The following is a 22341-nucleotide window of genomic DNA, read 5'->3' on the forward strand; positions in this document are numbered from 1 at the left end:
AAGGAGTCACCCATGTCAAAGCTCTATCCCAGTATCGATCCCGAAGGGCTGGTCGAGTACTCGGTGGTCTACACCGACCGCTCCCTCAACCACATGTCGCAGTCGTTCCAAGGCGTGATGAAGAACATTTCCACGACCCTGAAACAGGTCTACAACGCCCAGGGTGTCGCGGTGGTCCCGGGCAGCGGCACGTTCGGCATGGAAGCGGTGGCGCGACAGTTCGCCACCGGCCAGCAATGCCTGGTGATACGCAACGGCTGGTTCAGCTATCGCTGGAGCCAGATCCTTGAGATGGGCAACATTCCGGCTGCCACCACGGTGCTCAAGGCCCGGCCGGTCGACAGCGGACGCCAGGCTGCCTACGCGCCAGCCCCGCTGGACGAAGTGCTGGCCGCCATTGCGACGCACAAGCCGCAGATTGTCTTCGCCCCCCACGTTGAAACCTCATCCGGAATCATCCTGCCCGACGAGTACCTGCGGGCCGTCGGCGACGCCGTGCATGCGGTGGGTGGCCTGTTCGTGCTGGACTGCATCGCCTCGGGCACGATTTGGGTTGATATGGAGAAATGCGCGGTCGACCTGCTGATCAGCGCGCCGCAGAAAGGCTGGAGCGCATCCCCATGCTGCGCCCTGGTGATGTTCAATCCCTTGGCCCTCGAACGCATCGAACACACGCAAAGCAGCAGCTTCGCCTGCGACCTGAAAAAGTGGCTGCAGATCATGCAAGCCTATGAGCAGGGTGGACATGCCTACCACGCCACCATGCCCAGCGACTCCCTCGCGCGATTCAACGAAGTGATGAAAGAGACGCAAGCCTACGGCTTCGACAAGGTCCGCGACGAACAGCAGGCTTTGGGCGATCGGGTACGCGCCATGTTGACCGGCAAAGGCATCAAAAGCGTGGCCGCTGCGGGCTTTCAGGCCCCTGGCGTGGTGGTGAGCTACACCGATGATGCCGACATCAAGAGCGGCAAGAAATTTGCCAGCCACGGCCTGCAGATCGCCGCCGGCGTGCCGTTGCAATGCGACGAACCGGCTGACTTCCAGACTTTTCGCATCGGTCTGTTCGGGCTGGAAAAGCTGCACAATATCGAGCGCACGGTGAGCACGCTGGAGCAGGCGCTGGACGAGGTGTTGGTTAACTAGGCCCTCATCCTGCCCAGTGCACGTGTCTTACTGATAAGTGTACTGGGCGTGTCGGGCTTTACATGGAAGTTGGTTCAACAGGAGGACTGCAATGGATCTGAAGTTCAGTCACGTAGATGTACTGGTTAATAATCTTGACGAAGCCTGCGCTTACTACGCACAGATACTCAATGCCAGGATTTCCAAAACGCTCGTCTGGGAACGCGGCGGCCTGCACGTGCGCTATGCGATTGCGCTGATCGGTCAAGAGCGTTTCATGTTGGTGCAGCCATTGGCGGGGAACCTGAAGGAGCTATTGGACGCCTCGGGAGAGGGGATGATTTATCGCCACTGTTATTCGACACCGGATATCGAGAAGGCCTACGACGAGTTGGTGGTCGCCGGTGTTCAGCCAGAAGACGAAAACGCAAAGCCACTGGCCCGCGAGAACCTGCAATCGCCGTCCGGGACACGCATTATCTGGTTGCCCAAGCGCTTCGGGCACTTCTCTATTGAAATCCTGGAAGAAAAGGCGTTGGAGGCATTTATAGACGCTGCATTTTCCTGAGTGGTGCGGCGAAGAGCGTCTGCTTGCGACCCATTGCAGACGGTGGGCACGCACAAGAAACGTCTAACCGGAGGCTTTCGATCAAGCCGCTTACTTTCAATATTGGTGGTTTTTCTCGTTCAGCTGTATAGCAAAAGTGTACAGATCTCGATTACGATGAATCAGTGCGACGCATTCTTTGACAATCAAAGTCGGAAAGAGATGTAGTGGCTAAGATCCTCTAGGCATATCAGCGAATAACTAAATGAAATGATTCTGATGCTATTGCTGTTTTTCTGATATTCGAATCTAAAAAAATTAATTTTCAATGTTCAAACACAAAAAGCAAAGGAGCTTTTTATGAGCATGCTTAATAACGCCGTTTCTTCAATCCGGCTGGGAGTAGAGGATTTCCAAGCTGCAGATTGTGACCAGGCGCGAGCGCTTTCAGCCATACGTAATCTCACTGCCGGGCTGTTGCTCTTGTTCAAAGTGAAGCTCCAGCAACTCAGCCCTCCAAATTCAGCAGAGGCGTTGATTAAAGAACGACTAGAACCAGTATTTGATGCTAATGGCGTGCAAGTTTGGGTCGGCAAAGGCACCAAAACTGTCGATGTGCAATCCATTATTGACCGTTTGACAAGCTTGGGTGTAAATGATGTGGATTGGAAGCAGTTGAAGAAATTAACCGAGATCCGAAATAGCGTTGAACATTACTACACGCCGCAGCCTGTTTCTCAGTTGTTGGCTGCAGTGGCAGCCTCATTCCATCTAATTCAACAATTCGTACCGCGCCATCTTGATATGAGCCCTATCCAGTTGCTCGGTGAGCAAATTTGGGGATTTCTCACCACTCAAGAGGCGTTTTACAAAAAAGATTTAGACGCTTGTCAGCAAGCCAACGAAAATCTTAATTGGCCCATACCTATCTTGAAGGCGGTTTCACGAAGTTTAGAATGCGTCCATTGTAGATCTCTACTAATACGTCCTCATGATCCAATCGCTATGCCTCCGAAGGTTAGTTTTGTATGCACAAAATGTGCGGCAACAACAGATTATTCTAATGCTTTGGACCGCGCGTTGAACTCTCATTATCGGGGTGAGATGTACCTCGGCATGACAAAAGGTGACCCACCCTTGCTTGATTGCCCACGTTGCTTCCGCCTAACATTCCTTTCTTCTCATTCATTTTGCCCCGCGTGCATGTGACATAACGAGCGCTCTAACATTGCAGTCGACCGCGGTCTACTTAAAGTTGGCCGCAAATAGATTGGCGCGTAACTGCTTTAGCCATCTCGAAAGACAGAAATCGCCCCCCGCGGTCTGTTGTATCGTGCAGAAAACCGCCATCTATGGGCGCCATACAAGCTTGCTGATAAGCAGGTACTTTCTACGGTGATAAATTTTGATTTGGCATTGGGAGGGACAGGATGCCCAGCGCGTTAGGTGCATAAATTACTTAACTTCTACAATTGACAAAATTTTTATGCCACTTCCACTACGTGAGGATGCCTTTGTTGGGCGTAAATATCGTGGGCCGCTGTGTCTGTCGTATGAAGAGGGTTGGGTAGATGACGAACACGCTTGACTACTTAAAAGCGAAAAAACAAATTATGGACGTATTCGTAGCCGGATGTGATTCAGCTGTCGCAGCTCAATCTCTGAGCGATGAGGAATTAGAGGCGATTTTGAATGCGGTGAATTCTTCAATTCCTTTTCGCAAGCCAGCGCAAATGCAGGCGCTATCAATGTTCCTTTTTGAGGGGGCTAAGCGATTTGATCGATGGTTTTCGCCATCGCCATACGTGGTCCCCCTAGAGCAATATGAGCGATTTGCAAAGTTTGTTAACGCTTTTTGGCGTATTGAAAGGGACGAGCCGATGAACTGTCCAGTATTTAGACTCCATCTAATTAAGGATCATTTATTTAAGCAATTTGATGAGAAGCCGTTTGACTCGATAGCACTGCCTGATGTGCTCAAACTTCAACAACAGATTGAGAAAGTCCCAGCGCCATCCTCTTCGATAAAAAATGCCGAATTCACACAGCAAAAATCGGAGCTTCTATTTATTCTTAATGGGTTGATCGATAGAAGTTTACGGACAATATTCCGATTCCGAATCCCGTATGTACTGCACAAGCAGCCACTTGAGATCGAATTCACAAGTTGCGGAGTATCAATGCGAGCTTTAATTGCTCCAATTTTTCGAGCAACGGAGGAGAGTTTTATCCATGCGGCGGATAATGCAGCTCTCTCAGTGGGGGCCTCTCGGTGGCAAACAGGTTCGTCCGTAATCACCATTGAGCGAGAAGGCCTTGTGGACGGTAGCGCTTACACCGAACGTCTACAGGCGGTGCCTGGCTCGGAATTTCCGGTCAATGGCTGGCCAAAGTCATTTACGTTGGCATTCTCGATCTTCCATGATCTTGCTTGGCGGCTGCGCTTAGATCATGCAGGGCACCAAGACTGGATACCCGCACCTCGAGACTTATCTGATCTGGAAATCTGGATTAAAACCAATTCAATTGACAGTCTTGGCTACATTAGAAAAGGATCGCCTGCAGCGCTGTTAGAAATATTTACCCCTACAGAAAACTCGTTGAATATCGTTTTGGGCGAGCTGACCCGACTGCCTTGGTCTGCCGAGTGTCGGGTAAGAGCAAACATGTACTTGGAGCTCGGAGACACGAATGAGGCGCTTTTCTGGTTAAACGTGGCGGCAGAGTCACTAATCGCGCAGCGTTTCGAAGAGATTGAAGTTGCGCTTCGGAGCCCCGGTCTTGCAGCTGACCTAGTCAGTCCTAAAGAATTCTGGTCGGAAGCAGAGGCTATCCTCTCGGAGCAGTTCCCAGAGATGGTAGGTAAGGTCAAATGGCCTAGCGCCCCGATTCACGTAAGTATTTTTGGCAAACTGAAGTCGTTGTATCGACTAGTGCCAATGCAAACTTCACTTCGCGAGCTGACTCGTAAATATAAAGTTGTCTCGGGTGAGCGTAACGATTTATTTCACGGAAAGCGAACTTCCAGAGTTTCCGTGGCTACAGTTGAGGCCGCTTCTCAAGCGCTAAGCTGGATTGACATTAATATGTGGCCAGAACCGCCAAACGAATTTAAAAGCTGATGCTAACTTTTCCGCAGCGAGATGGTTAGCCAGCCATCTGGCTAACTATCTCCATGTCAAATTTTGTTTATCTGCTTTTCAATCGTGAGCGCTTCGAATTTAGCCATTTTATGCTTTTCACGAATGTCCGCTTCTGGCCGATTGCAGCCTGCCGTACAGGGCTGCATCCGCCCCAAAGCAGACGCTTGCGACAGCTAGAAGTCGGTCAATAGTGGCCTGCCTGAAAATCAAGCTTTCAACAAAGCATCCGCGATTATTCCTGAAAAAGTCGTCTCAACCGGCCCGGTTAGAAAGACTGATCCCACGCCGTCCCATTGAACTGTTACAGCTCCGCCGTCACATTCAACCTCAACGCAATTGTCTAACAAGCCACGACGAATGCCGTTAACCGCGGCGCCACAAGAGCAGGAGCCTGAACCCAGCGGGATACCACCCCCGCGCTCCCAAATTCGCAACCGGATGTGCTTTCGGTCAATGATCTGGACGTAATGCACGTTTGTCCTGAGGGGAAACAAAGGGTTTGTTTCAACTGTCGGTCCAATCGTCGCTATCTCAATGGCTGTCAGGTCATCCACAAAATAGGTGCAGTGCGGATTTCCCATGCTGCAAGCTGTTGGGGCACCGGCAAGTGGCAACACTAAAGTGTCCATTTCTTGGGCCAGAGGAATATCTGACCAAGCCGAAAGCGGCTTTCCCATGTTGACAGAAATGGCGCCGGTTAAAGTTCGTTCGCAAGTCAGCAGGCCACGATTGGTTCGCAGTGCTACCGAAGTCTTATTGGATTCGCGCATCAACATATCCGCGGCCCCCCGCGTTGCGCTGCCGCAAGCGTCCAGTGTTGAGCCATCTGCATTCCAGAATATCAAACGCGCATCTGCATCATCGCAATCGAGCACCACCGCGAGTTGATTGAAGCCAATTCCTCGGTTCCGATCTCCCATTCGCCGAGCCACATTGCTGGTGATGGGATTGGGTGAGTTTCGCGAGTCCACGATAACGAAATCATCGCCATTGGCGTGCATTTTATGAAAGCTCAGCGGCATAAATAGACCTGGCAGCGAGAAGTGTTGCGAATGAGGTTCCAAGCGAACTATCCCTATTCGCATAAGTTTTGCAAGTTGTGCGAAAACTCATTGGGCGAGCGTGTTAGACAGACTGGGCACATCGTTATGTCTGATTCATCAGGCCGATGGGTGCCTATTTCAAAGGGCCGCAGTCGACCCATCGCTGCCAGTCATTTGCGTCTACAAAATCAGGGGCGATTTACTCGTCACTACTTTGTTTCGATCCATCGTCCTTTGACTCCGCATCCCTTTCCAGGGTTTCTGCATCGGCGCCTGAGTTCGCGTCAGAAGCTTCCTCACCTTTTTTATCGGCCTTGTCCTCCCTGGCATCCGTACCGCCTTGGTTCACACCAGGAAGTGCTGCTGGAGGCACGGCAGAAGCTCCCGTCTTTTCGACAGCAAGGGCAAAGAGTGGGCAAGACGAAAGAAGACCTGCGAGCGTGAGTGCAGTAACTCTTTTATTCATGATGACGGCCTTTAAGGAAAGACGAGTTACTGCATTGGAAGGGCGCGCAGAGTAAAGGTGCTGAGTGAGTGACGAGTGGCAGGCACGAAAAAGCCCGCACAGGGCGGGCTGTCTTTGCCTTTTGCTGTCTGTCGCGAAGGGCAGCAACCGGTCCATAACTGCTGGTTAGCTTCGGTTGATTTCGTCAGATCAGCCGCGGTGACGCCCACGGAAGTAGTTGATCAGGCCTTGGGTGGACGGATCTTCAGCCGGGGTTTCCTCGCTGCCGACCAGGCGGTTGTAAACGCCCTTGCCCAGCTCCTTGCCCAGCTCCACGCCCCACTGGTCGAAGGCGTTGATGCCCCAGATCACGCTTTGCACGAAGACCTTGTGCTCGTACATCGCCACCAGCGCGCCGAGGCGGCGAGGGCTGATACGTTCGACCACCAGGGTGTTGCTCGGGCGGTTGCCCGGAATCACTTTGTGCGCGGCGAGTTTCTGCACGTCGGCATCGCTCATGCCTTTGTCGCGCAGTTCGGCTTCGGCTTCGGCCAGGGTCTTGCCGAGCATCAGCGCCTGGCTCTGGGACAGGCAGTTGGCGTACAGCCACTGGTGGTGGTCGGCCACCGGGTTGAAGCTGACGATCGGCACGATGAAGTCGGCCGGGATCAGTTGGGTGCCCTGGTGCAGCAGTTGGTGGTACGCGTGCTGACCGTTGCAACCCACGCCGCCCCAGATCACAGGACCGGTGTCGGTGGAAACCGGCTGGCCGTCCTGGCGCACGCGCTTGCCGTTGGACTCCATGTCCAGCTGCTGCAGGTGCTTGGTGATGTTACGCAGGTAGTGGTCGTACGGCAGGATCGCGTGGCTCTGCGCGCCCCAGAAGTTGCCGTACCAGACGCCGAGCAGTGCCAGCAGCACCGGCATGTTCTGTTCGAAAGGCGCGCTCTGGAAATGCTGGTCCATGGTGTAGGCACCGGACAGCAGCTCCTTGAAGTTCGACATGCCGATGGCCAGGGCAATCGGCAAACCGATGGCCGACCACAGCGAGTAACGCCCGCCAACCCAGTCCCACATCGGGAAGATGTTCTCTTCACGGATACCGAAGGCCACGGCGGCGGCGTTGTTGCTCGATACCGCGATGAAGTGACGATGCAGCTCCGCTTCCGAGCCACCCTGGGCCAGGTACCAGGCGCGGGCGGCCTGGGCGTTTTTCAGGGTTTCGAGGGTGTTGAAGGATTTCGACGACACGATGAACAGCGTGGTCTCGGCACGCAGCTTCATGGCCAGCTCGTGGAACTCGCTGCCGTCGATGTTCGCCAGGTAGTGGCAGCGCACGCCTTTCTGGGCGTAGGCCAGCAGGGCCTCGGACACCAGCTCCGGGCCAAGGAAGGAACCACCGATACCGATGTTCACCACGTCAGTAATCGGCTTCTCGGTGTAACCGCGCCACAGACCGTCGTGGATGCGGCCCACCAGGTCGGTCATCTGGTTGAGGACCTTGTGCACTTCCGGCATCACGTTGACGCCGTTGACCGACAGCTTGTCGCCAACCGGACGACGCAGGGCGGTGTGCAGGGCAGGGCGGCCTTCGGAGGCGTTGACGATCTCGCCGTCGAACAGCGATTTGATCGCACCCTTGAGGTCGACTTCGTTGGCCAGGCCCACCAGCAGGTTACGGGTCTCGGCGCTGATCAGGTTCTTCGAATAGTCGAGAAACAGGCCGCAGCTGCTGAGGGTGAATTGAGTGAAACGCTGCGGATCGGCATTGAAGGCCTCGCGCATGCTGAAATCCTGCATGGCTTGGCGGTGGTCATTCAACGCCTGCCAGGCGGGCAGAGCGGTAACGTCATGAGGAGTGCGGTAGTACGCCATCGCTGCGGGTTTCCTTTTGCAAGTGTCGCGAAGTATCGCCAATACGCCCGGCCGCGATTTTCATGTCGCGGCCGGCCAGATCCGCTCTTTAGCGGGCGCACATTACGGCGGCAATTTTCTCCGCCGCCATGATGATCGGAGCATTGATATTGGCTGTCGGCACGCGAGGAAGGATGGAGCCATCGACCACTCGCAGGCGACTCACACCATGCACGCGTCCTTGGCTGTCGGTGACAGCCATGTCGTCCGAGCCCATGCGGCACGTACTGGTGGGGTGGTGCTCGGTGTTGGCCACCTGGCGTAGCCACGCGGCCAGCTCGCTATCTGTCGCCTTGAGGCCGGGGGTGTCCACCGATTCACCGCGATAACGCGACCAGGCCGGCTGCTCGACCATTTCCAGGGTTTTGCGAATGCCATCGACCATCTGTGTAACGTCGCGTTGATCGGTCAGGTAGTTGAAGCGAATCACCGGTTTGTGACGTGGATCGGCCGTGCGCAACGTGATGCTGCCGCGACTGTGCGGGCGCATCTGGCTGACAAAGTATTGGAAACCGTCGGCGATATGCACCTTGCCGGACTGGAAGTCCGCGAGGAAGGGCAGGAATTCATGCTGCATATTGAAGTAGTCGACGTCGTCGCTGCTCTTGAAGAATGACCCCACTTCGAAGAACGGCGTGGCCCCGAGGCCAGTCTTGAACAGTGACCACTGCACCCCGAGCTTCAATCGACCCAAGGTATTCAGCTCTTTGCAAATGGATACGCCCGAAGGTGACTTGAAGCGCAACGGCGCCACCACATGGTCCTGCAAGTCGGCACCGACACCGGGCAGGTGCACTCGGGATACAACGCCATGGGCGGCAAGGTCATCGCGGTTGCCGATACCCGACAGCATCAGCAGGTGAGGCGAGCCGATGGTGCCGGCGCAAAGCACGACTTCTCGGGCAGCGTGGATGATTTTCTGTTCGCCCTTGTGCTGCACCGTGACGCCACAGGCGACACTGCCTTCCAGGTTCACACGCTTGACCAGGCAATTGGTCAGGACCGTCAGGTTCGGTCGGCGGATCGCCGGTTTCAAATAAGCGAGACTTGTGCTGCAGCGCACACCATCGCGGATGGTGGTCTGCGTGACGTGTACACCTTCCTGATTGCCGCTGTTGTAGTCGCCGGCGTCGTCCAGGCCGAATTGCTGGCCGGCGTCCAGAAACGACTGATACAGCGGATGGTCAGCCTTACTGCGCACCACGGTAATCGGGCCGTCCGCACCCCGCACCGGGTCGGCGCCATTTTCGAAACTTTCCATCTTGCGGAAGAACGGCAGGCAATCGGCAAAATCCCAACCTTCGACGCCCAGCGTGCGCCAATGGTCATAGTCGTGTTCGCTGCCTCGGACATACACCATGCCGTTGATTGATGAGCTGCCACCCAGGCAACGGCCGCGTGCCTGGCCGATTACCCGGTCGTGCAGTTCGGGCTCGGGTTCGCTCTCGAATTTCCAATTGAATACATCGCTTTCAATGGGAAAGGTCAGGGCGGCGGGCATCTTGATAAAAATACTTTTATCGCTGGGTCCGGCCTCGATCAGGCAGACCGTCACGCTGGAGTCTTCGGTCAGGCGGTTGGCCAGGACACAGCCTGCCGATCCTGCACCGACGATGACGTAATCAAATTCGTTAACCTTATTGACCATCTTGAGTAACCCGGTAAAGACATGTTTGGCTGAAACAGCCCCGTGAATCCGGGGCTGCCTTGAATCGAGGTGTCAGGCCTTTCGTGCCGCAGACAGATGCGCGGCAGATGACGCCGGTTGTGATGAAGCGCCGGCGCGGTTTTCGTTCTCCACCACGTACCTGGATAGCGTCTTCCAGGTGTCACTGCCGCTGCGCTTGAGATGTACCAGACGCCATAGGCCGAGAATCATCAGCACGACGAAAGCGATCGGTGCGTAACCCACTGGAGGTTCCGGCAGCGGCACAAGCGAGTAGTAAAGAACGGCGAACAGCGCGATGGTCGAGATGATTGGGAACAGGATGTGCACGATGACGTTCAAGTCCTTGCGCATGACCGTCGTGAAAAAGCGAGCGACGCCAATGTTGCCCATGAAGTAGACGAACACGTAAATGATGGTTGCCAGTGTCGCCAGCAGGAAAAAGGCCTGATCGGGTTGCATGAAACTGCCGCCCACCAGCGCGACGACCAACGCCAGAATCGTTTGAGTCAGGATCGCCGCGTGAGGGGTGCGGTGCACGGGGTGAATTTTTTTCAACCAACCAGGAATCGCTTCTGCGCGGGCCATGGCGTACCAGTTGCGGGTCGAGTCCACGGTGCAAGCGATGCACACCGCAATGCCGGAGTTGAGCAGCGCCAGCAGAATCAGAATCCAGCCATTGCCCCAGAGTCGATGAGCGACGGCAAACGCCGGGCTGTCCTTCGAGTCGGCCAGCGTATCAAGGTGCGCAATGCCCCAGCCGGTCTGAATGCCCCAGGCGCAGAACACGTAATAGACACCCAGGAGAATCAACGAACCGATGATGGCCTGCGGGATAACCTTGCGCGGGTTGCGCGCCTCTTCGGCCACGGCCGCTGCGCCTTCCCAGCCTGTGAAAGCGAAAATCGACAACACGACCGCCAGGAAAAAACCGTGGGAGCTGGTGCTGTTGGCCGGATTGAAACCTGCCAGCGACACGCCGCCTTCACCCGGAGAGATCAGTCCGCCCATCGCCAGCGCCGCGACGATCAACATCTCTACCACAGACAACAAGGTCAACATCTTTCCGGAGGTCTTGATGCCTTTATAGGCGATGTAGCCGACGACTAGCAGGATGGCGGCCGCGGTGTACTGCCACGGAACGTCGATTCCATAGTTCTTGCTGATTTCAGTTTGCAGAACGTACCCGGTAAACGCGGCCAGCCCCCCTGGAATCAGCGCCACGATCCAGGAATAGAGCCAGCCAACCATGAAGCCGGCACTTGGGCCGACCGTGGCGCTGACGTAGGTGTAGAAACCGCCTGCGGAAGGAAAATGCTTGCCCAATTGCGCCAGGGACACGGCCACGATCAGGCCGATGATAAAGGCTGCGATGTAGGCCGAGGGCGCGCCGAGGCCCGCTTGCTGGGTATTGAATGCAATCGTGGTGAGTACGCCGACAGCGGGGGCGATCTGGGCAATGCTTTGCATCAGCACGGTAACCAGACCGACGGAGTTACTTTGCAAACCGGTCGCCGGCGTGGAGTGGGGGTGATCATCGTTCATCGAAATCTCCTCATCTTATTGTGGTACGAGGAGCGGTAATGCGCACCGAGCCTCTGAGGAGATGAGTATTGATGCACGTAAACGTGCAGTCAATACCCTTTATCGTGTATTTAGTCGGCGATATCGCTTGTTTGTGTGTTGTTAAAATCATAATTCGCGCGTTGACTGCACGAAAACGTGCATATAGGATTGAAAAACACGCACTATAATCTCGGAGTTTTCTGATGCCTTTTTCTGCCAGTCCTTATGAACTCGACATTAACGACCAAATCGCTGCGTTGGATGATCAGTTGGCTTACAGGTTGCCTGCCGCACTGGCTGAACTGGACTTGGCCTCCTATGACCGCATCATTCTCACGGGCATGGGCTCTTCCGATTACACCGCGCTGCCAATCGAACGTGACTTTGCTGCCCGTGGCTTGCCAGTCTGGCGCATCGATGCGGGCCGCTTGCTGGATTTCCCGCAACTGATCACCTCTAACACTTTGTTGTGGGCGACTTCGCAGTCCGGTATGAGCGGTGAGATTGTGTCGTTGTTGTCGCAGTTGACCGGTACGAAACGGCCGAAAACCATCATTGGTGTCACCAACGCAGAAAACAGCGCACTGGCGCAGGCCTGCGATATTTTGGTGGCGCTCAAATCCGGGGCTGAAGCGACGGTCAGCTCTAAAAGCTACATCAACACCCTGGTCGCACAAGCCCGCGTGGCCCTGGCGCTGCGGGGCGAAAGTGAAGCGCCGCTATTGGCGACACTGCACGATTTTCGGCAGCACATGGCGAGCCTGATCAAGGACCGCCAACGCGTTCAACAACTGACAGACATCGCTTTTGATAATGCTGAGCCGCGCTTGGCGTTGGTGGGAATTGGTGCCGATGGCGCCACGGCGATGACAGGGGCACTGATTTTGAAGGAAGCGTGCAAGGTCATGGCCGAAGGATATCTGGGCGGAGAGTTCCGTCACGGACCACTGGAAACCTCAGGCCCCGGCATGATTGCTTTGTTGATCGGTGACGGCACGGACAGCACCCTGGAAACCCTCGCCCAGGATTTGCTCGCCAATGGTACGACCGTGGTGACCATCGGGCCAAAGGCTTATGCTCAAAGCGAACTGTTGTCTACCAGCGGGCAGGATGAATTGACCCGCCTGATCGCCGGAATTCTTTACATCCAGCACTTTACAGTGACCTTCGCGCGGGCACGCGGCCTGGTCCCGGGTGAATTTCTCTATGGCAATAAGATCACGGTGAAACTATGAGTTGGGCAGGCGAGGGTGGTGTTTGGGCTGGCGTCGACATCGGCGGCACGGGCATTCGCGTGGTCATCCTTGAAAATCGTCGAGAAATCGCTGCGGTCACCGTGTCCACATCTTCCTTCGAGCGATTCGACCGTCAAAATCGCTCATTGGAATTGGCTCGTGTCATCCTCGCACTTGTGCCGAACGGCAAAACCCTGCTGTCGTTGGGAGTCGGCGCCAGTGGGCCGGTGGATACGGCGGCCGGGGTCATCGAGAACCCCAGTACATTGCCGACGTTTTCGGCATTGCCTCTGGTAACTGAGTTGTCGGCGTATCTGCAGGTGCCGGTGCGTATCGATAATGACGCGGTGACGGCAGCCTTGGGCGAGTTCCATTTGGGCGCCGGTGCAGGCAGCAAAAGAATGCTCGCCGTCACGCTGGGAACCGGTGTCGGCGTGGCCTTGCTGCTCGATGGCCAGCCGTTACGAATGGCGAACGGTGCGCACCCGGAAGGCGGGCATATTCCCGTCGGTCACTCAGACACCCCTTGCTACTGTGGTGTGTCCGGTTGCTGGGAAACCCTGGCCTCACGTACCTGGTTACAGGCCGAACTGACGAGGCTGGCGCCTGGTATCGCCTATGAGCAGCATGACTTGGGTTTCTATCGAGACCTTTGTCAAAACGATTCCCGTATCGCCCAGCTGTTTCAGCAGTACGGGCATCAGGTCGGCAGGGGCCTGGGGGCGTTGATGTCGCTCTACGGGCCAGATCTGACCGTGTTGAGCGGCAGTGCGGCGCAGCTTTTTCCGCTCTACGAAGACGCGGTCCAGGCATCGTTGGTGCGTTCAAAAGGCTTCGAGTTAAGCACGCGTATCGTGATATCCGCGTTGGGTGATGGCGCGGGTGCCATAGGCGCTGCGCTTTTGTCTTGACGGTTGGCTCCTTTGCGTTCAATGGGTTAAATGGCTACTCTTTGCACGCAATCGTGCAATCCCTTTCAGTCAATGAGCAGAAAATGACAGCGTCCGAACGGCGGCTCCAGATCGTGGAACTCATAAAAGAACGTGGCTACGTCAATGCCGCCGAGTTGTCCGAAATGTTCTCGGTCGACAGTTCCACCATCCGCCGGGACCTGTCATTCCTGGAGAACAGCGGCAAGCTGATTCGTACCCACGGCGGTGTGCTTCCGTCGCAGGATGCTGATCAAGGTGATACGCCGTACAACGTACGACGCAGCATGCATGAGCAGGGCAAAGCTGCGATTGCCTTGGCCGCACTCGAATACATCCAGGACGGTCAATCGATCATTCTCGACAACGGCTCGACGGTGTTTCAGTTGGCGCTGGCACTGAAAGCGCGTAAGAACATCACGGTCATTACCAATGACCTGATGATCGCGATGCAGCTCTCCCAGCACCCGAGTATTACCCTGCATGTCGCTGGCGGCATGATGCTCAACAATGTGTTCACCCTGGTGGGACCCGACACCGTGCAAAAATTCGAGAACATCCACACTGACTGGGCGTTCCTGGGGGCTGAGGGCGTGCATCCGGAAAGTGGTATCACCAATATCAACACGGTCGAAATTCCAATCAAGCAGGCGATGATCGCCTCGGCGAATCAGACCATCGTTCTAGCCGATAGCTCCAAGCTTGGATACAAGGCCTTTTCGCATGTTTGTAGCCTGGACGCGATTACCAGAGTCATTACGGATGATCAGCAAACTATCAAGCATCGCCATTGCTATGCCGACAAGCTTGAGGTTGTATCGGTCCGTAAGGTCGCAGGTGGAGTGAGTTCGTAGCGAATTATCAAAACCTGGCGCAGCAACGGCTTCAGGTCGCGCTGGGATCGTGTGAATCACGACCTTTCTCCATCTCAATACAGCGAAGATGAACGTTTGGATCATCTGGATGGTTTGACGTTATCTCTGCTGCGCCTGCTTGTAATCACTACGTGTTTTTATCCTGAGCTAAACGACCGCTTTTGGCCGAAATCAGACATTCACTACAACCAGAAATCGACTTCCCCCCGTCCTAGTCGCTCACCCGTTCCTTCATCAACCCATCAAAATCGCTCGCATCATGGCGCTCAGGCAAGAATTCTCCGGCGGCTCCCGACGTGCGATTGACGATGCGGCCTCGAATCACTGCCGGGCGTTTGGCAATGGCGTTGTACCAGCGCATGAGGTGGGTGTATTGCTCGACGGCGAGGAACTCGGCGGTGCCATACACGCCGAACAGGCTGCCCGGATGCCACGGCCAGACGGCCATGTCCGCGATGGTGTACTGATCGCCGGCCAGGTATTCATGGGCGGCCAGGTGCGTGTCCAGCACATGCAATTGGCGTTTGGTTTCCATGGCGTAGCGGTCGATCGCGTATTCGATCTTGATCGGCGCGTAGGCGTAGAAATGCCCCAGGCCGCCGCCTACGAAGGGCGCAGTGCCCATCTGCCACATCAGCCAGTTGAAGGTCTGCGTGCGCGCCCGGGGTTCGGTGGGCAGGAATGCGCCGAACCGTTCGGCCAGGTAGACCAGAATCGATCCACTCTCGAAGACTGGCGTAACCGGGTTTGTGGACAGGTCCACCAACGCCGGAATCTTTGAGTTGGGATTGATGCCGACGAAGCCGCTGCCAAACTGATCCCCGTTGAAAATGTCGATCAGCCAGGCGTCGTACTCCGCTCCCGAATGCCCCAGAGCCAGCAGCTCCTCCAGCAGAATGGTCACCTTCTGGCCATTGGGGGTGCCTTGGGAATACAGCTGAAGCGGGTGTTTGCCGACCGGGAGAGCCTGTTCGAACCTGGCGCCCGACTCGGGGCGATTGATGCTTGCGAATTGACCGCCGTAGTTGGTTTTAGGCTGCCAGACTTTATCCGGCACATACCCGGCGGGCTGATTATCGAGGGCGTTGTCTGTCACGGAACACTCCATAGGCGGTCATCAGGTGGGGTTTCGAGCAGCTTGGTGCGATTTTGCATCCGCTATGTTTTGCACGACGCACCAAAAGGCGAATGACGAATCAATGCTCCAGCAACGGGCCAAGGCGCGGAACCCGCATCAAACTCAATTCACCATTTCGGCTGCTGAAATGATGTGATCGGCGGTGCTTCAGTTGCGTCGTGTTTGCCAGTCATTGGCGACCCAGTTGACGAAGGCTTCCGCGACCGGTGAGGGATGCATCGCCCGGGATTGGGCCAGCACCACTCGCTGAGGTGATACGTCTTCGATGACAGGGAGGCATGTCAGGGGCGTGCCGTCATAACAATGATCACCGGCAGGCCGGGTGCAAGACAGCGCCACGCCGTAGCCGTGAGCCACCAGGCCTCGCTGCATTTCGAAGGTCTGGGTGTATTGCTGGGTGCGCGGCCGAAGGTCATGGGCCCAGAACAGCGACAGGAAATACTCGCGAGTCTGGGCGATGTCCTCAAGAATCAGGCATTCGGTGGCCAGCTCATGGAGCGAGACCGCCTCCTGCGTGGCCAAGCGATGATCCGTCGATAGCAACGCATACGGCGTCAGTTCCGCCAGTACTTGCCGGGGGAGCAGTGGGTCCAGCCCCAGGTCGTAGGTGAGCGCCAGTTCCGCTTTCCCGGCGGTGATGCTCCTGTGAACGCCCGCCAGATCCGTTTCGAACAGCGTGACCTCGATTTCAGGATGCGCCTTTCTGAACCCCGACAGCAGGCGCGGGGCATAGTACGGGCCCAAATCCTGAAAGCAGATCAGCGACAGGTTTCCGCGCAGCACGGGCGGCTGGGCGTCGGCTTGAACGCTCATTTTCGCCGCCATGCCCAGGATATCTCTGGCCTGACTGAGCAAGCGTGTGCCAGCGGGCGTCAGCTCCAGGCCTCGACTGACCTGGCGCCGGAACAAGCGCTCGTTCACGGCATCCTCCAGTTGCGAGATGGCGATGGAAACGGACGGCTGCGAGACATGCCGCGCCCTGGCGGCCGCACTGATGCTCCCATGCTCGGCGACGGCCACGAAGTACTCGAGTTGTCTGAACGAGAAACCTATCAATTTTTTTTATACTCAAGAATAGGAAATATATTCTTTTCCTATCGGAGGCGAAAAGCAATACTGCGATCACGTTAAAGCAGCGCCGTTACCCATCGCAAAGCATCAGGAAAACTTGCAAGAAACGACTGCGAATTTGAAGTTGCGCCGGTTTATCGGATCAACCACAAGTTGGCATCGCTGATGCCGAGTCGGGCGGCGTAATGTTTTAGCAAAATAAAAATAACAATTAACAGAGAGATGAACATGGCCATTTTCACACACGTCAGTGTTGGCACTAATGATTTGAATAAAGCCCGCAACTTCTATGATGAAGTCTTGAGCAAGTTGAATCTTAAGCGCATTGCCGATCTTGATGATAACGGTTCGATCTGGGGTGAAGCCGCGCCTTCCTTTTTCGTCCTCAAGCCTGCCAATGGTGCGCCTGCCAGTGTCGGTAACGGTGTGACCGTCAGTTTCGAAGCCCCCAATCGCGCCTCGATCGATGCCTTCCACAAGGCGGCCCTGGCGGCTGGCGGAGTCTGTGAAGGCGCGCCGGGGCCTCGCGGTTGGGCACCCCATGCCTACGCCGCGTACGCCCGTGATCTGGACGGCAACAAGCTGGCCGCTTACTGCTTCAGCCCCGTCTGAGCCCACGAAGGGCAGCAGGGTCGAGTGATCGTTCGCTCGGCCCCCATGAGTGCGATGCCGGAGGGTAAATCCTGCCGACAATCGGCTGTCACGAGCGTGAGAGATGACCATGGAACTTATTTCCAGCAGCAAAGCCTTTGGCGGCCATTTAAACAAGTACAGGCATGCGTCCAGCGTTGTGGCGTGCGAGATGACCTTTTCCGTGTTTCTGCCAGCACAGGCTGACGCTGGCGTTCGGCTCCCCGTGCTTTATTGGCTGGCAGGGCTGACGGGCAATGAAGACACCTTCGTGCAAAAAGCCGGCGCGCTGCGTGTCGCAGCGGACCTGGGCCTGATCATTGTCGCGCCTGACACCAGCCCTCGCGGCAGCGAAGTGCCTGACCCGGCTCCCGAGGACTGGACGCGCGGGCAGGGCGCCGGTTTCTACGTCAACGCCACCGAAAAACCCTGGTCCGTTCACTACAACATGTACGACTACGTGGTGGGGGAACTTCCCGAATTGATCGACCGACACTTCCCGACGTCGGGGCGGTGTGGCATTTCCGGTCACTCGATGGGTGGTCATGGGGCATTGGTCTGTGCCTTGCGAAACCCGCACAAGTATCACTCGATATCGGCGTTTGAACCGATCTGCAATCCCGCCAGTTCGCCCTGGGGCATCCAGGCTTTTTCGGACTACCTGGGTGCCGATCGGCAAGCCTGGCTGTCATGGGACGCTTGCGAGCTGTTAGCCGGTTGCCAGTCGAAGGTGTCGATGCTCGTGGAGTTTGGCGGCGCCGACGAATACTTCGATGAAGAACTGAAACCCGGTGCGTTATTGAAGGCGATAAACAACAGTCGCTGCGAGCTCGAGATCAGGGTGCGCCAGGGTTACGACCACAGTCATTACTTCATCGCTTCTTTCATAGAAGACCATCTTCGATATCACTACGAGAAACTCGCGAGTTAATCACCAGACGTGGGCGGTGTATTTAAACGGCCTGTCGACAGTGCGCGTTGGGCGGTGGCATGGCAGCGAGTGAACATTAACTTTATTTAATAAGTAACGTATTTGCTTAGAGGTGCCAAATGGAAAAACTTTCAGCCTTTGAACTTCCCGCCGGAACGCAAGAGGCCTTTCAACGTGATGGCGCGGTCTGTGTTCGCCAACTGTTCTCACCCGAAGAGGTGGCGTTGCTGGAAAGCGGAATCGAGCAGAATCTTCGGCATCCAAGCCCTCGCGCCAAGGTCGCCAGCCGCCCGGATGATCCCGGCTGGTTTTTCGAGGACTTCTGCAATTGGGAAGGCATCGATGCCTACAAGACCTTCATCTTCGAAAGCCGGGTCGGTCATGTCGCCGCGCAACTGATGGGCAGTGACACCGCCAGGCTTTATCACGACCACTTGCTGGTCAAGGAAGCGAACACCCGTCAACGCACCCCCTGGCATCAGGACCAGCCGTACTACAACGTCGATGGCCGCCAGAACTGCAGCATGTGGATGCCGATTGACCCGGTTGCCCGCGAATCGACCCTGGAATTTGTCGCCGGGTCGCATCTGGGCCCCTGGCTGATGCCCCGCAGCTTCATGGACAGCCAGGCCCAGTGGTTTCCCGAGGGTACTTTGAGTGATCTGCCGGACATCGAAGCCGATCGCAGTGCCTGGAACATTCTGGGCTGGGAGCTCAATCCGGGCGATGTGGTGTTTTTCCACATGCTCACGTTGCACGCCTCTGGCGGGGTGGGGGGCAATCGGCGTCGGCGTGCGTTCTCGGTGCGATTCCTCGGTGACGACGTGACCCATGCGCCACGGCAATGGAAAACATCTCCCGACTTCCCGGGGCTCGAAGCGGAACTCGCGGCCGGGGCCAGGATGGAACACGCGCGGTTCCCGTTGCTCTGGTCCAGGACCTGATCCAGGCCGGTAAGCCCCACGCACTCACCATTGACTAGCTATGCAGGATAAAAATATGAAAAAGATTGTGTTAGCTACGGTACTCACTGTCGTTTCGTCCGCTGCCTTGGCCCGGGACCTGACGGAAATAAAGTTCGGTGTGGACCCGACGTTCGCGCCGTTCGAGTCCAAGGCGCCGGATGGCAGCCTCGTGGGTTTCGATATTGATCTGGGCAACGCGATCTGCGCCCAGCTCAAGGCCAAATGCGTGTGGGTCGAAACCTCGTTCGACAGCATCATCCCGGCGCTGCGGGCGAAGAAGTTCGACGGGATCATGTCTGCGCTGTCGATCAACGAAAAACGCAAGGAGCAGATCGATTTTTCCGATCGCCTCTACAACTCCCCGACCAAGCTCATCGTCAAGAAGGGCAGCGACCTCGATGCAACGGTCGAGTCGCTCAAAGGCAAGCGCGTGGGCGTAACGCAAGGCACCACGCAGGAGGCCTACATGAAGGCGGCCTGGGCTCCGGGTGGTGTGGTTATCAAGTCGTATCAGACCCAGGACCTGGTGTATCAGGACCTGATGTCAGGTCGCCTGGACGCCACGCTGACCGACGCGCCGGTGGCGGATATCGGCTTTATCCAGACGCCCAGAGGCGCGGATTACACCTTCTCCAGCACAGAAGTGAAGGACCAGAAAATCCTGGGTGAAGGCATTGCGATCGGGCTGCGCAAAGGCGATGACGAACTCAAGGTGGCCGTTGATGGCGCGCTCAAGGCGTTGCATGAAAACGGCACGTACAAGCAGCTGGCCGACCGGTATTTCTCGTTCGATATCTACAACTGAGTTCACGGTTGTTCTTCGTAGTTCGACGATGGGCTCCCGCTTTTTTCCCGAGAGCCCATTGCCCACGATCATTTCATATAGGAACGAGAGCCATGTTTCTGGAAGGGTTCGGGTCGGTGATTCTCGACGGGACAATATCCACGATCAAACTCGCCGTGCTGTCCATGCTGTTCTCGGTCGTGCTGGGTTTGATAGGCGCATCCGCCAAACTTTCAAGGAATCGGACGTTGCGAAATCTCGCGACGGCATACACCACGCTGATCCGCAGCGTGCCTGATCTGGTGATGATGTTGCTGTTGTTCTACAGCCTGCAAATGGGCTTGAACAACATCACCGAGGCCCTGGGTTTCAATCAGATCGACATCAATCCGTTTCTGGCAGGGGTCATCACCCTCGGTTTCATTTACGGCGCTTACTTCACCGAAACGTTTCGCGGTGCCTATCAATCGATTCATGCCGGGCAACACGAAGCCGCGATCGCTTACGGCCTGAGCCCAAGCAGGGCGTTTCGCAGAATCATGTTTCCGCAAATGATGCGTTATGCACTGCCGGGCATCGGCAACAACTGGCAGGTGGTCGTCAAGGCCACCGCACTGGTCTCCATCATCGGTCTCACGGACATCGTCAAGGTGACCCAGGACGCCGGTAAAAGCTCAATGCAGCTGTTCTACTTCAGCCTGGTCGGCGGCCTCATTTACCTGGCGATCACTACCGTGTCCAACGGTGTTCTGGTCTGGCTGCAGGTTCATTACTCGGCTGGCGTGAGGAAGGCGGACCTATGAACATGCATGAGTTCATTGCCCAATACTGGAAGGCCTACCTGTGGACGGATGGCTATCAACTGTCCGGGGTGGCCATGACGATGTGGCTGCTGACGGCCACCATTGCCATCGGCTTTCTGCTCTCGATCCCCATGTCGGTGGCGAGGGTGGCGAGGAATCCGTTCATTCGCGGACCGGTGTGGTTTTACACCTATGTCTTCCGGGGCACGCCGCTGTACATCCAGCTGCTGGTTCTCTACACCGGCGTCTACAGCCTGAGCTATGTGCGGGATCAGCCCTTGCTCGATGCGTTCTTTCGCGAGGGCTTCAACTGCACCTTGCTGGCGTTCGCACTGAACACCTGTGCCTACACCACCGAGATCTTTGCCGGGGCGATCCGGGCCACACCCTATGGGGAAATAGAAGCCGCCCGGGCCTACGGCCTGTCGTCGTTCAAGGTCTACACGCGGGTGATTCTGCCCTCGGCGTTGAGGCGTGCGCTGCCGGCCTACAGCAATGAGGTCATCCTCATGCTGCACTCCACGACCCTGGCGTTCACCGCCACCGTGCCTGACCTCTTGAAAGTGGCGCGGGACGTCAACGCTGAAACCTATGCAACGTTCGAAGCCTTTGGCGTCGCGGCCGTGCTCTATGCCGTGATGGTGTTCGGGCTGATCTGGTTGTTCCGCAAGGGTGAGTCCCGCTGGCTGGCGTTTTTGAAGCCTCAGACACATTGATGGAGTGCACGATGTACAAGCTGAACGTAGAAAACCTCCACAAGAAATACGGCCCGCACGAGGTATTGAAAGGTGTCTCGCTGAATGCGAAAGCCGGCGATGTGATCAGCATCATCGGCTCCAGCGGGTCAGGTAAAAGCACCTTCTTGCGTTGCATCAATTTTCTGGAGCAGCCCTGCGCCGGAAACATCACCGTGAACGGTGAGCAGATCAAGACCCGGCTGGACCTTGCAGGTTCGATGATCGTGGCGGACCGCAAACAGCTTCAGCGGGTCAGAACCAAACTGGCGATGGTGTTTCAACACTTCAACCTCTGGCAGCACATGACCGTGTTGGAAAACATCATCGAGGCGCCGATTCAGGCCTTGGGGCTCAGTCGCAAGGAGGCGGAGGAACGGGCCCGCAAGTACCTGGACAAAGTGGGGCTGGCTAGCAGCGTTGAAAAGAAATACCCGTCCCACATGTCCGGCGGGCAACAGCAGCGGGTGGCGATCGCCCGGGCGCTGGCCATGGAGCCCGAAGTGATGCTGTTCGACGAGCCCACCTCCGCACTCGATCCCGAACTGGTGGGGGAGGTGCTCAAAGTCATGCAGGCGCTGGCCGAGGAAGGGCGAACCATGGTCGTGGTCACCCACGAAATGGGCTTTGCCCGCAACGTCTCCAATCACGTCATGTTTTTGCACCAGGGTCTGGTGGAAGAAGAGGGCAACCCTGCCGAGGTGTTGACCAATCCCCGGAGCGAGCGTCTGGGTCAGTTTCTGTCGGGGCGATTAAAGTGATCGCGACCTTTATTTCTCCAGCATCCGCCCATCAGG

Annotated in this window: 21 protein-coding genes; 14 read left to right on the forward strand and 7 right to left on the reverse strand. The window is 56.4% G+C overall.

Annotated features, from left to right (window positions below; translation table 11 throughout):
• The first annotated feature begins 12 nt into the window (after window positions 1-12).
• The 4 genes from DKY63_RS31535 (at window position 13) to DKY63_RS31545 (ending at window position 4794) form a co-directional block, all read left to right on the forward strand.
• Complete coding sequence (locus DKY63_RS31535) at window positions 13-1146, forward strand: aminotransferase class V-fold PLP-dependent enzyme (RefSeq protein WP_110967719.1); 1134 nt, start codon at window positions 13-15, stop codon at window positions 1144-1146.
• 91 nt (window positions 1147-1237) lie between these two features.
• A complete protein-coding gene (locus tag DKY63_RS31540; RefSeq protein ID WP_110967720.1) occupies window positions 1238-1693 on the forward strand; it encodes a VOC family protein in 456 nt (151 codons plus the stop codon).
• A 339-nt stretch (window positions 1694-2032) separates the two neighbouring features.
• Window positions 2033-2881 (forward strand): hypothetical protein, encoded by an 849-nt coding sequence (locus tag DKY63_RS32290; protein ID WP_162634947.1) that lies wholly within the window; start codon window positions 2033-2035, stop codon window positions 2879-2881.
• A 362-nt stretch (window positions 2882-3243) separates the two neighbouring features.
• Window positions 3244-4794, forward strand: a complete 1551-nt coding sequence (locus DKY63_RS31545) for a hypothetical protein (protein ID WP_110967721.1) — start codon at window positions 3244-3246, stop codon at window positions 4792-4794.
• 227 nt (window positions 4795-5021) lie between these two features.
• On the opposite strand, the gene dapF is transcribed toward DKY63_RS31545, so the two are convergent.
• The 5 genes from dapF to DKY63_RS31570 all read right to left on the reverse strand — a co-directional run bounded on the left by dapF (window position 5022) and on the right by DKY63_RS31570 (window position 11428).
• Window positions 5022-5837: a diaminopimelate epimerase gene (gene dapF / locus DKY63_RS31550; RefSeq protein WP_110968027.1), complete on the reverse strand. Its 816-nt coding sequence runs from the start codon at window positions 5835-5837 to the stop codon at window positions 5022-5024.
• Between the two features lie 220 nt (window positions 5838-6057).
• On the reverse strand, window positions 6058-6324 hold the full coding sequence (locus tag DKY63_RS31555) for a hypothetical protein (RefSeq protein ID WP_110967722.1): 267 nt from the start codon (window positions 6322-6324) through the stop codon (window positions 6058-6060).
• A gap of 189 nt (window positions 6325-6513) precedes the next feature.
• Window positions 6514-8178, reverse strand: coding sequence for a glucose-6-phosphate isomerase (gene pgi, locus DKY63_RS31560; protein ID WP_110964912.1), 1665 nt, complete (start codon window positions 8176-8178; stop codon window positions 6514-6516).
• Between the two features lie 88 nt (window positions 8179-8266).
• A complete protein-coding gene (locus DKY63_RS31565; protein ID WP_110967723.1) occupies window positions 8267-9865 on the reverse strand; it encodes a choline dehydrogenase in 1599 nt (532 codons plus the stop codon).
• A 72-nt stretch (window positions 9866-9937) separates the two neighbouring features.
• Complete coding sequence (locus DKY63_RS31570) at window positions 9938-11428, reverse strand: APC family permease (protein WP_110967724.1); 1491 nt, start codon at window positions 11426-11428, stop codon at window positions 9938-9940.
• Between the two features lie 224 nt (window positions 11429-11652).
• Here DKY63_RS31570 and DKY63_RS31575 point away from each other — a divergent pair, with 224 nt between their 5' ends.
• The 3 genes from DKY63_RS31575 (at window position 11653) to DKY63_RS31585 (ending at window position 14467) form a co-directional block, all read left to right on the forward strand.
• Window positions 11653-12684 carry an SIS domain-containing protein gene (locus tag DKY63_RS31575; RefSeq protein ID WP_110967725.1) on the forward strand — a complete coding sequence of 344 codons (1032 nt, stop codon included), beginning with the start codon at window positions 11653-11655 and terminating at the stop codon, window positions 12682-12684.
• A complete protein-coding gene (locus DKY63_RS31580) occupies window positions 12681-13595 on the forward strand; it encodes an ROK family protein (RefSeq protein WP_110967726.1) in 915 nt (304 codons plus the stop codon). Before DKY63_RS31575 ends, DKY63_RS31580 begins: the two co-directional genes overlap by 4 nt.
• Before the next feature lie 83 nt (window positions 13596-13678).
• Complete coding sequence (locus DKY63_RS31585) at window positions 13679-14467, forward strand: DeoR/GlpR family DNA-binding transcription regulator (protein ID WP_110967727.1); 789 nt, start codon at window positions 13679-13681, stop codon at window positions 14465-14467.
• Between the two features lie 232 nt (window positions 14468-14699).
• Here the strand turns inward: DKY63_RS31585 and yghU are convergent, their stop codons facing one another.
• Window positions 14700-15584 carry a glutathione-dependent disulfide-bond oxidoreductase gene (gene yghU, locus DKY63_RS31590; protein WP_430523138.1) on the reverse strand — a complete coding sequence of 295 codons (885 nt, stop codon included), beginning with the start codon at window positions 15582-15584 and terminating at the stop codon, window positions 14700-14702.
• A gap of 189 nt (window positions 15585-15773) precedes the next feature.
• Window positions 15774-16682 (reverse strand): LysR family transcriptional regulator, encoded by a 909-nt coding sequence (locus DKY63_RS31595; RefSeq protein ID WP_110967729.1) that lies wholly within the window; start codon window positions 16680-16682, stop codon window positions 15774-15776.
• 243 nt (window positions 16683-16925) lie between these two features.
• Between DKY63_RS31595 and DKY63_RS31600 the strand changes: the two genes are divergently transcribed.
• From DKY63_RS31600 to DKY63_RS31630, 7 genes are all read left to right on the forward strand, one after another.
• Window positions 16926-17309: a VOC family protein gene (locus tag DKY63_RS31600; RefSeq protein WP_110967730.1), complete on the forward strand. Its 384-nt coding sequence runs from the start codon at window positions 16926-16928 to the stop codon at window positions 17307-17309.
• A 103-nt stretch (window positions 17310-17412) separates the two neighbouring features.
• Window positions 17413-18258, forward strand: coding sequence for an S-formylglutathione hydrolase (gene fghA / locus DKY63_RS31605; RefSeq protein WP_110967731.1), 846 nt, complete (start codon window positions 17413-17415; stop codon window positions 18256-18258).
• Between the two features lie 119 nt (window positions 18259-18377).
• Window positions 18378-19202, forward strand: a complete 825-nt coding sequence (locus tag DKY63_RS31610; protein WP_110967732.1) for a phytanoyl-CoA dioxygenase family protein — start codon at window positions 18378-18380, stop codon at window positions 19200-19202.
• A gap of 55 nt (window positions 19203-19257) precedes the next feature.
• Window positions 19258-20028, forward strand: coding sequence for an ABC transporter substrate-binding protein (locus tag DKY63_RS31615; RefSeq protein WP_110967733.1), 771 nt, complete (start codon window positions 19258-19260; stop codon window positions 20026-20028).
• A 92-nt stretch (window positions 20029-20120) separates the two neighbouring features.
• Complete coding sequence (locus tag DKY63_RS31620) at window positions 20121-20810, forward strand: ABC transporter permease (RefSeq protein WP_110967734.1); 690 nt, start codon at window positions 20121-20123, stop codon at window positions 20808-20810.
• Window positions 20811-20812: 2 nt separating this feature from the next.
• Complete coding sequence (locus DKY63_RS31625) at window positions 20813-21526, forward strand: ABC transporter permease (protein WP_110968028.1); 714 nt, start codon at window positions 20813-20815, stop codon at window positions 21524-21526.
• 11 nt (window positions 21527-21537) lie between these two features.
• Window positions 21538-22305, forward strand: a complete 768-nt coding sequence (locus DKY63_RS31630) for an ABC transporter ATP-binding protein (protein ID WP_110967735.1) — start codon at window positions 21538-21540, stop codon at window positions 22303-22305.
• The last annotated feature ends 36 nt before the right edge of the window (window positions 22306-22341 follow it).

Source organism: Pseudomonas putida (genome assembly GCF_003228315.1).
GTDB classification, from domain to species: Bacteria; Pseudomonadota; Gammaproteobacteria; order Pseudomonadales; family Pseudomonadaceae; genus Aquipseudomonas; species Aquipseudomonas putida_S.

What these genes read in the sequence shown, in the direction of transcription:
- DKY63_RS31630 (WP_110967735.1), top strand. Translation starts at nt 21,538, where the DNA reads ATGTACAAGCTGAACGTAGAAAACCTCCACAAGAAATACGGCCCGCAC.
- DKY63_RS32290 (WP_162634947.1), top strand. Translation starts at nt 2,033, where the DNA reads ATGAGCATGCTTAATAACGCCGTTTCTTCAATCCGGCTGGGAGTAGAG.
- dapF (WP_110968027.1), bottom strand. Translation starts at nt 5,837, where the DNA reads ATGCCGCTGAGCTTTCATAAAATGCACGCCAATGGCGATGATTTCGTT.
- DKY63_RS31580 (WP_110967726.1), top strand. Translation starts at nt 12,681, where the DNA reads ATGAGTTGGGCAGGCGAGGGTGGTGTTTGGGCTGGCGTCGACATCGGC.
- DKY63_RS31575 (WP_110967725.1), top strand. Translation starts at nt 11,653, where the DNA reads ATGCCTTTTTCTGCCAGTCCTTATGAACTCGACATTAACGACCAAATC.
- DKY63_RS31540 (WP_110967720.1), top strand. Translation starts at nt 1,238, where the DNA reads ATGGATCTGAAGTTCAGTCACGTAGATGTACTGGTTAATAATCTTGAC.
- DKY63_RS31565 (WP_110967723.1), bottom strand. Translation starts at nt 9,865, where the DNA reads ATGGTCAATAAGGTTAACGAATTTGATTACGTCATCGTCGGTGCAGGA.
- DKY63_RS31610 (WP_110967732.1), top strand. Translation starts at nt 18,378, where the DNA reads ATGGAAAAACTTTCAGCCTTTGAACTTCCCGCCGGAACGCAAGAGGCC.
- DKY63_RS31615 (WP_110967733.1), top strand. Translation starts at nt 19,258, where the DNA reads ATGAAAAAGATTGTGTTAGCTACGGTACTCACTGTCGTTTCGTCCGCT.
- DKY63_RS31620 (WP_110967734.1), top strand. Translation starts at nt 20,121, where the DNA reads ATGTTTCTGGAAGGGTTCGGGTCGGTGATTCTCGACGGGACAATATCC.
- pgi (WP_110964912.1), bottom strand. Translation starts at nt 8,178, where the DNA reads ATGGCGTACTACCGCACTCCTCATGACGTTACCGCTCTGCCCGCCTGG.
- fghA (WP_110967731.1), top strand. Translation starts at nt 17,413, where the DNA reads ATGACCATGGAACTTATTTCCAGCAGCAAAGCCTTTGGCGGCCATTTA.
- DKY63_RS31545 (WP_110967721.1), top strand. Translation starts at nt 3,244, where the DNA reads ATGACGAACACGCTTGACTACTTAAAAGCGAAAAAACAAATTATGGAC.
- DKY63_RS31600 (WP_110967730.1), top strand. Translation starts at nt 16,926, where the DNA reads ATGGCCATTTTCACACACGTCAGTGTTGGCACTAATGATTTGAATAAA.
- DKY63_RS31570 (WP_110967724.1), bottom strand. Translation starts at nt 11,428, where the DNA reads ATGAACGATGATCACCCCCACTCCACGCCGGCGACCGGTTTGCAAAGT.
- DKY63_RS31555 (WP_110967722.1), bottom strand. Translation starts at nt 6,324, where the DNA reads ATGAATAAAAGAGTTACTGCACTCACGCTCGCAGGTCTTCTTTCGTCT.
- DKY63_RS31535 (WP_110967719.1), top strand. Translation starts at nt 13, where the DNA reads ATGTCAAAGCTCTATCCCAGTATCGATCCCGAAGGGCTGGTCGAGTAC.
- DKY63_RS31625 (WP_110968028.1), top strand. Translation starts at nt 20,813, where the DNA reads ATGCATGAGTTCATTGCCCAATACTGGAAGGCCTACCTGTGGACGGAT.
- DKY63_RS31585 (WP_110967727.1), top strand. Translation starts at nt 13,679, where the DNA reads ATGACAGCGTCCGAACGGCGGCTCCAGATCGTGGAACTCATAAAAGAA.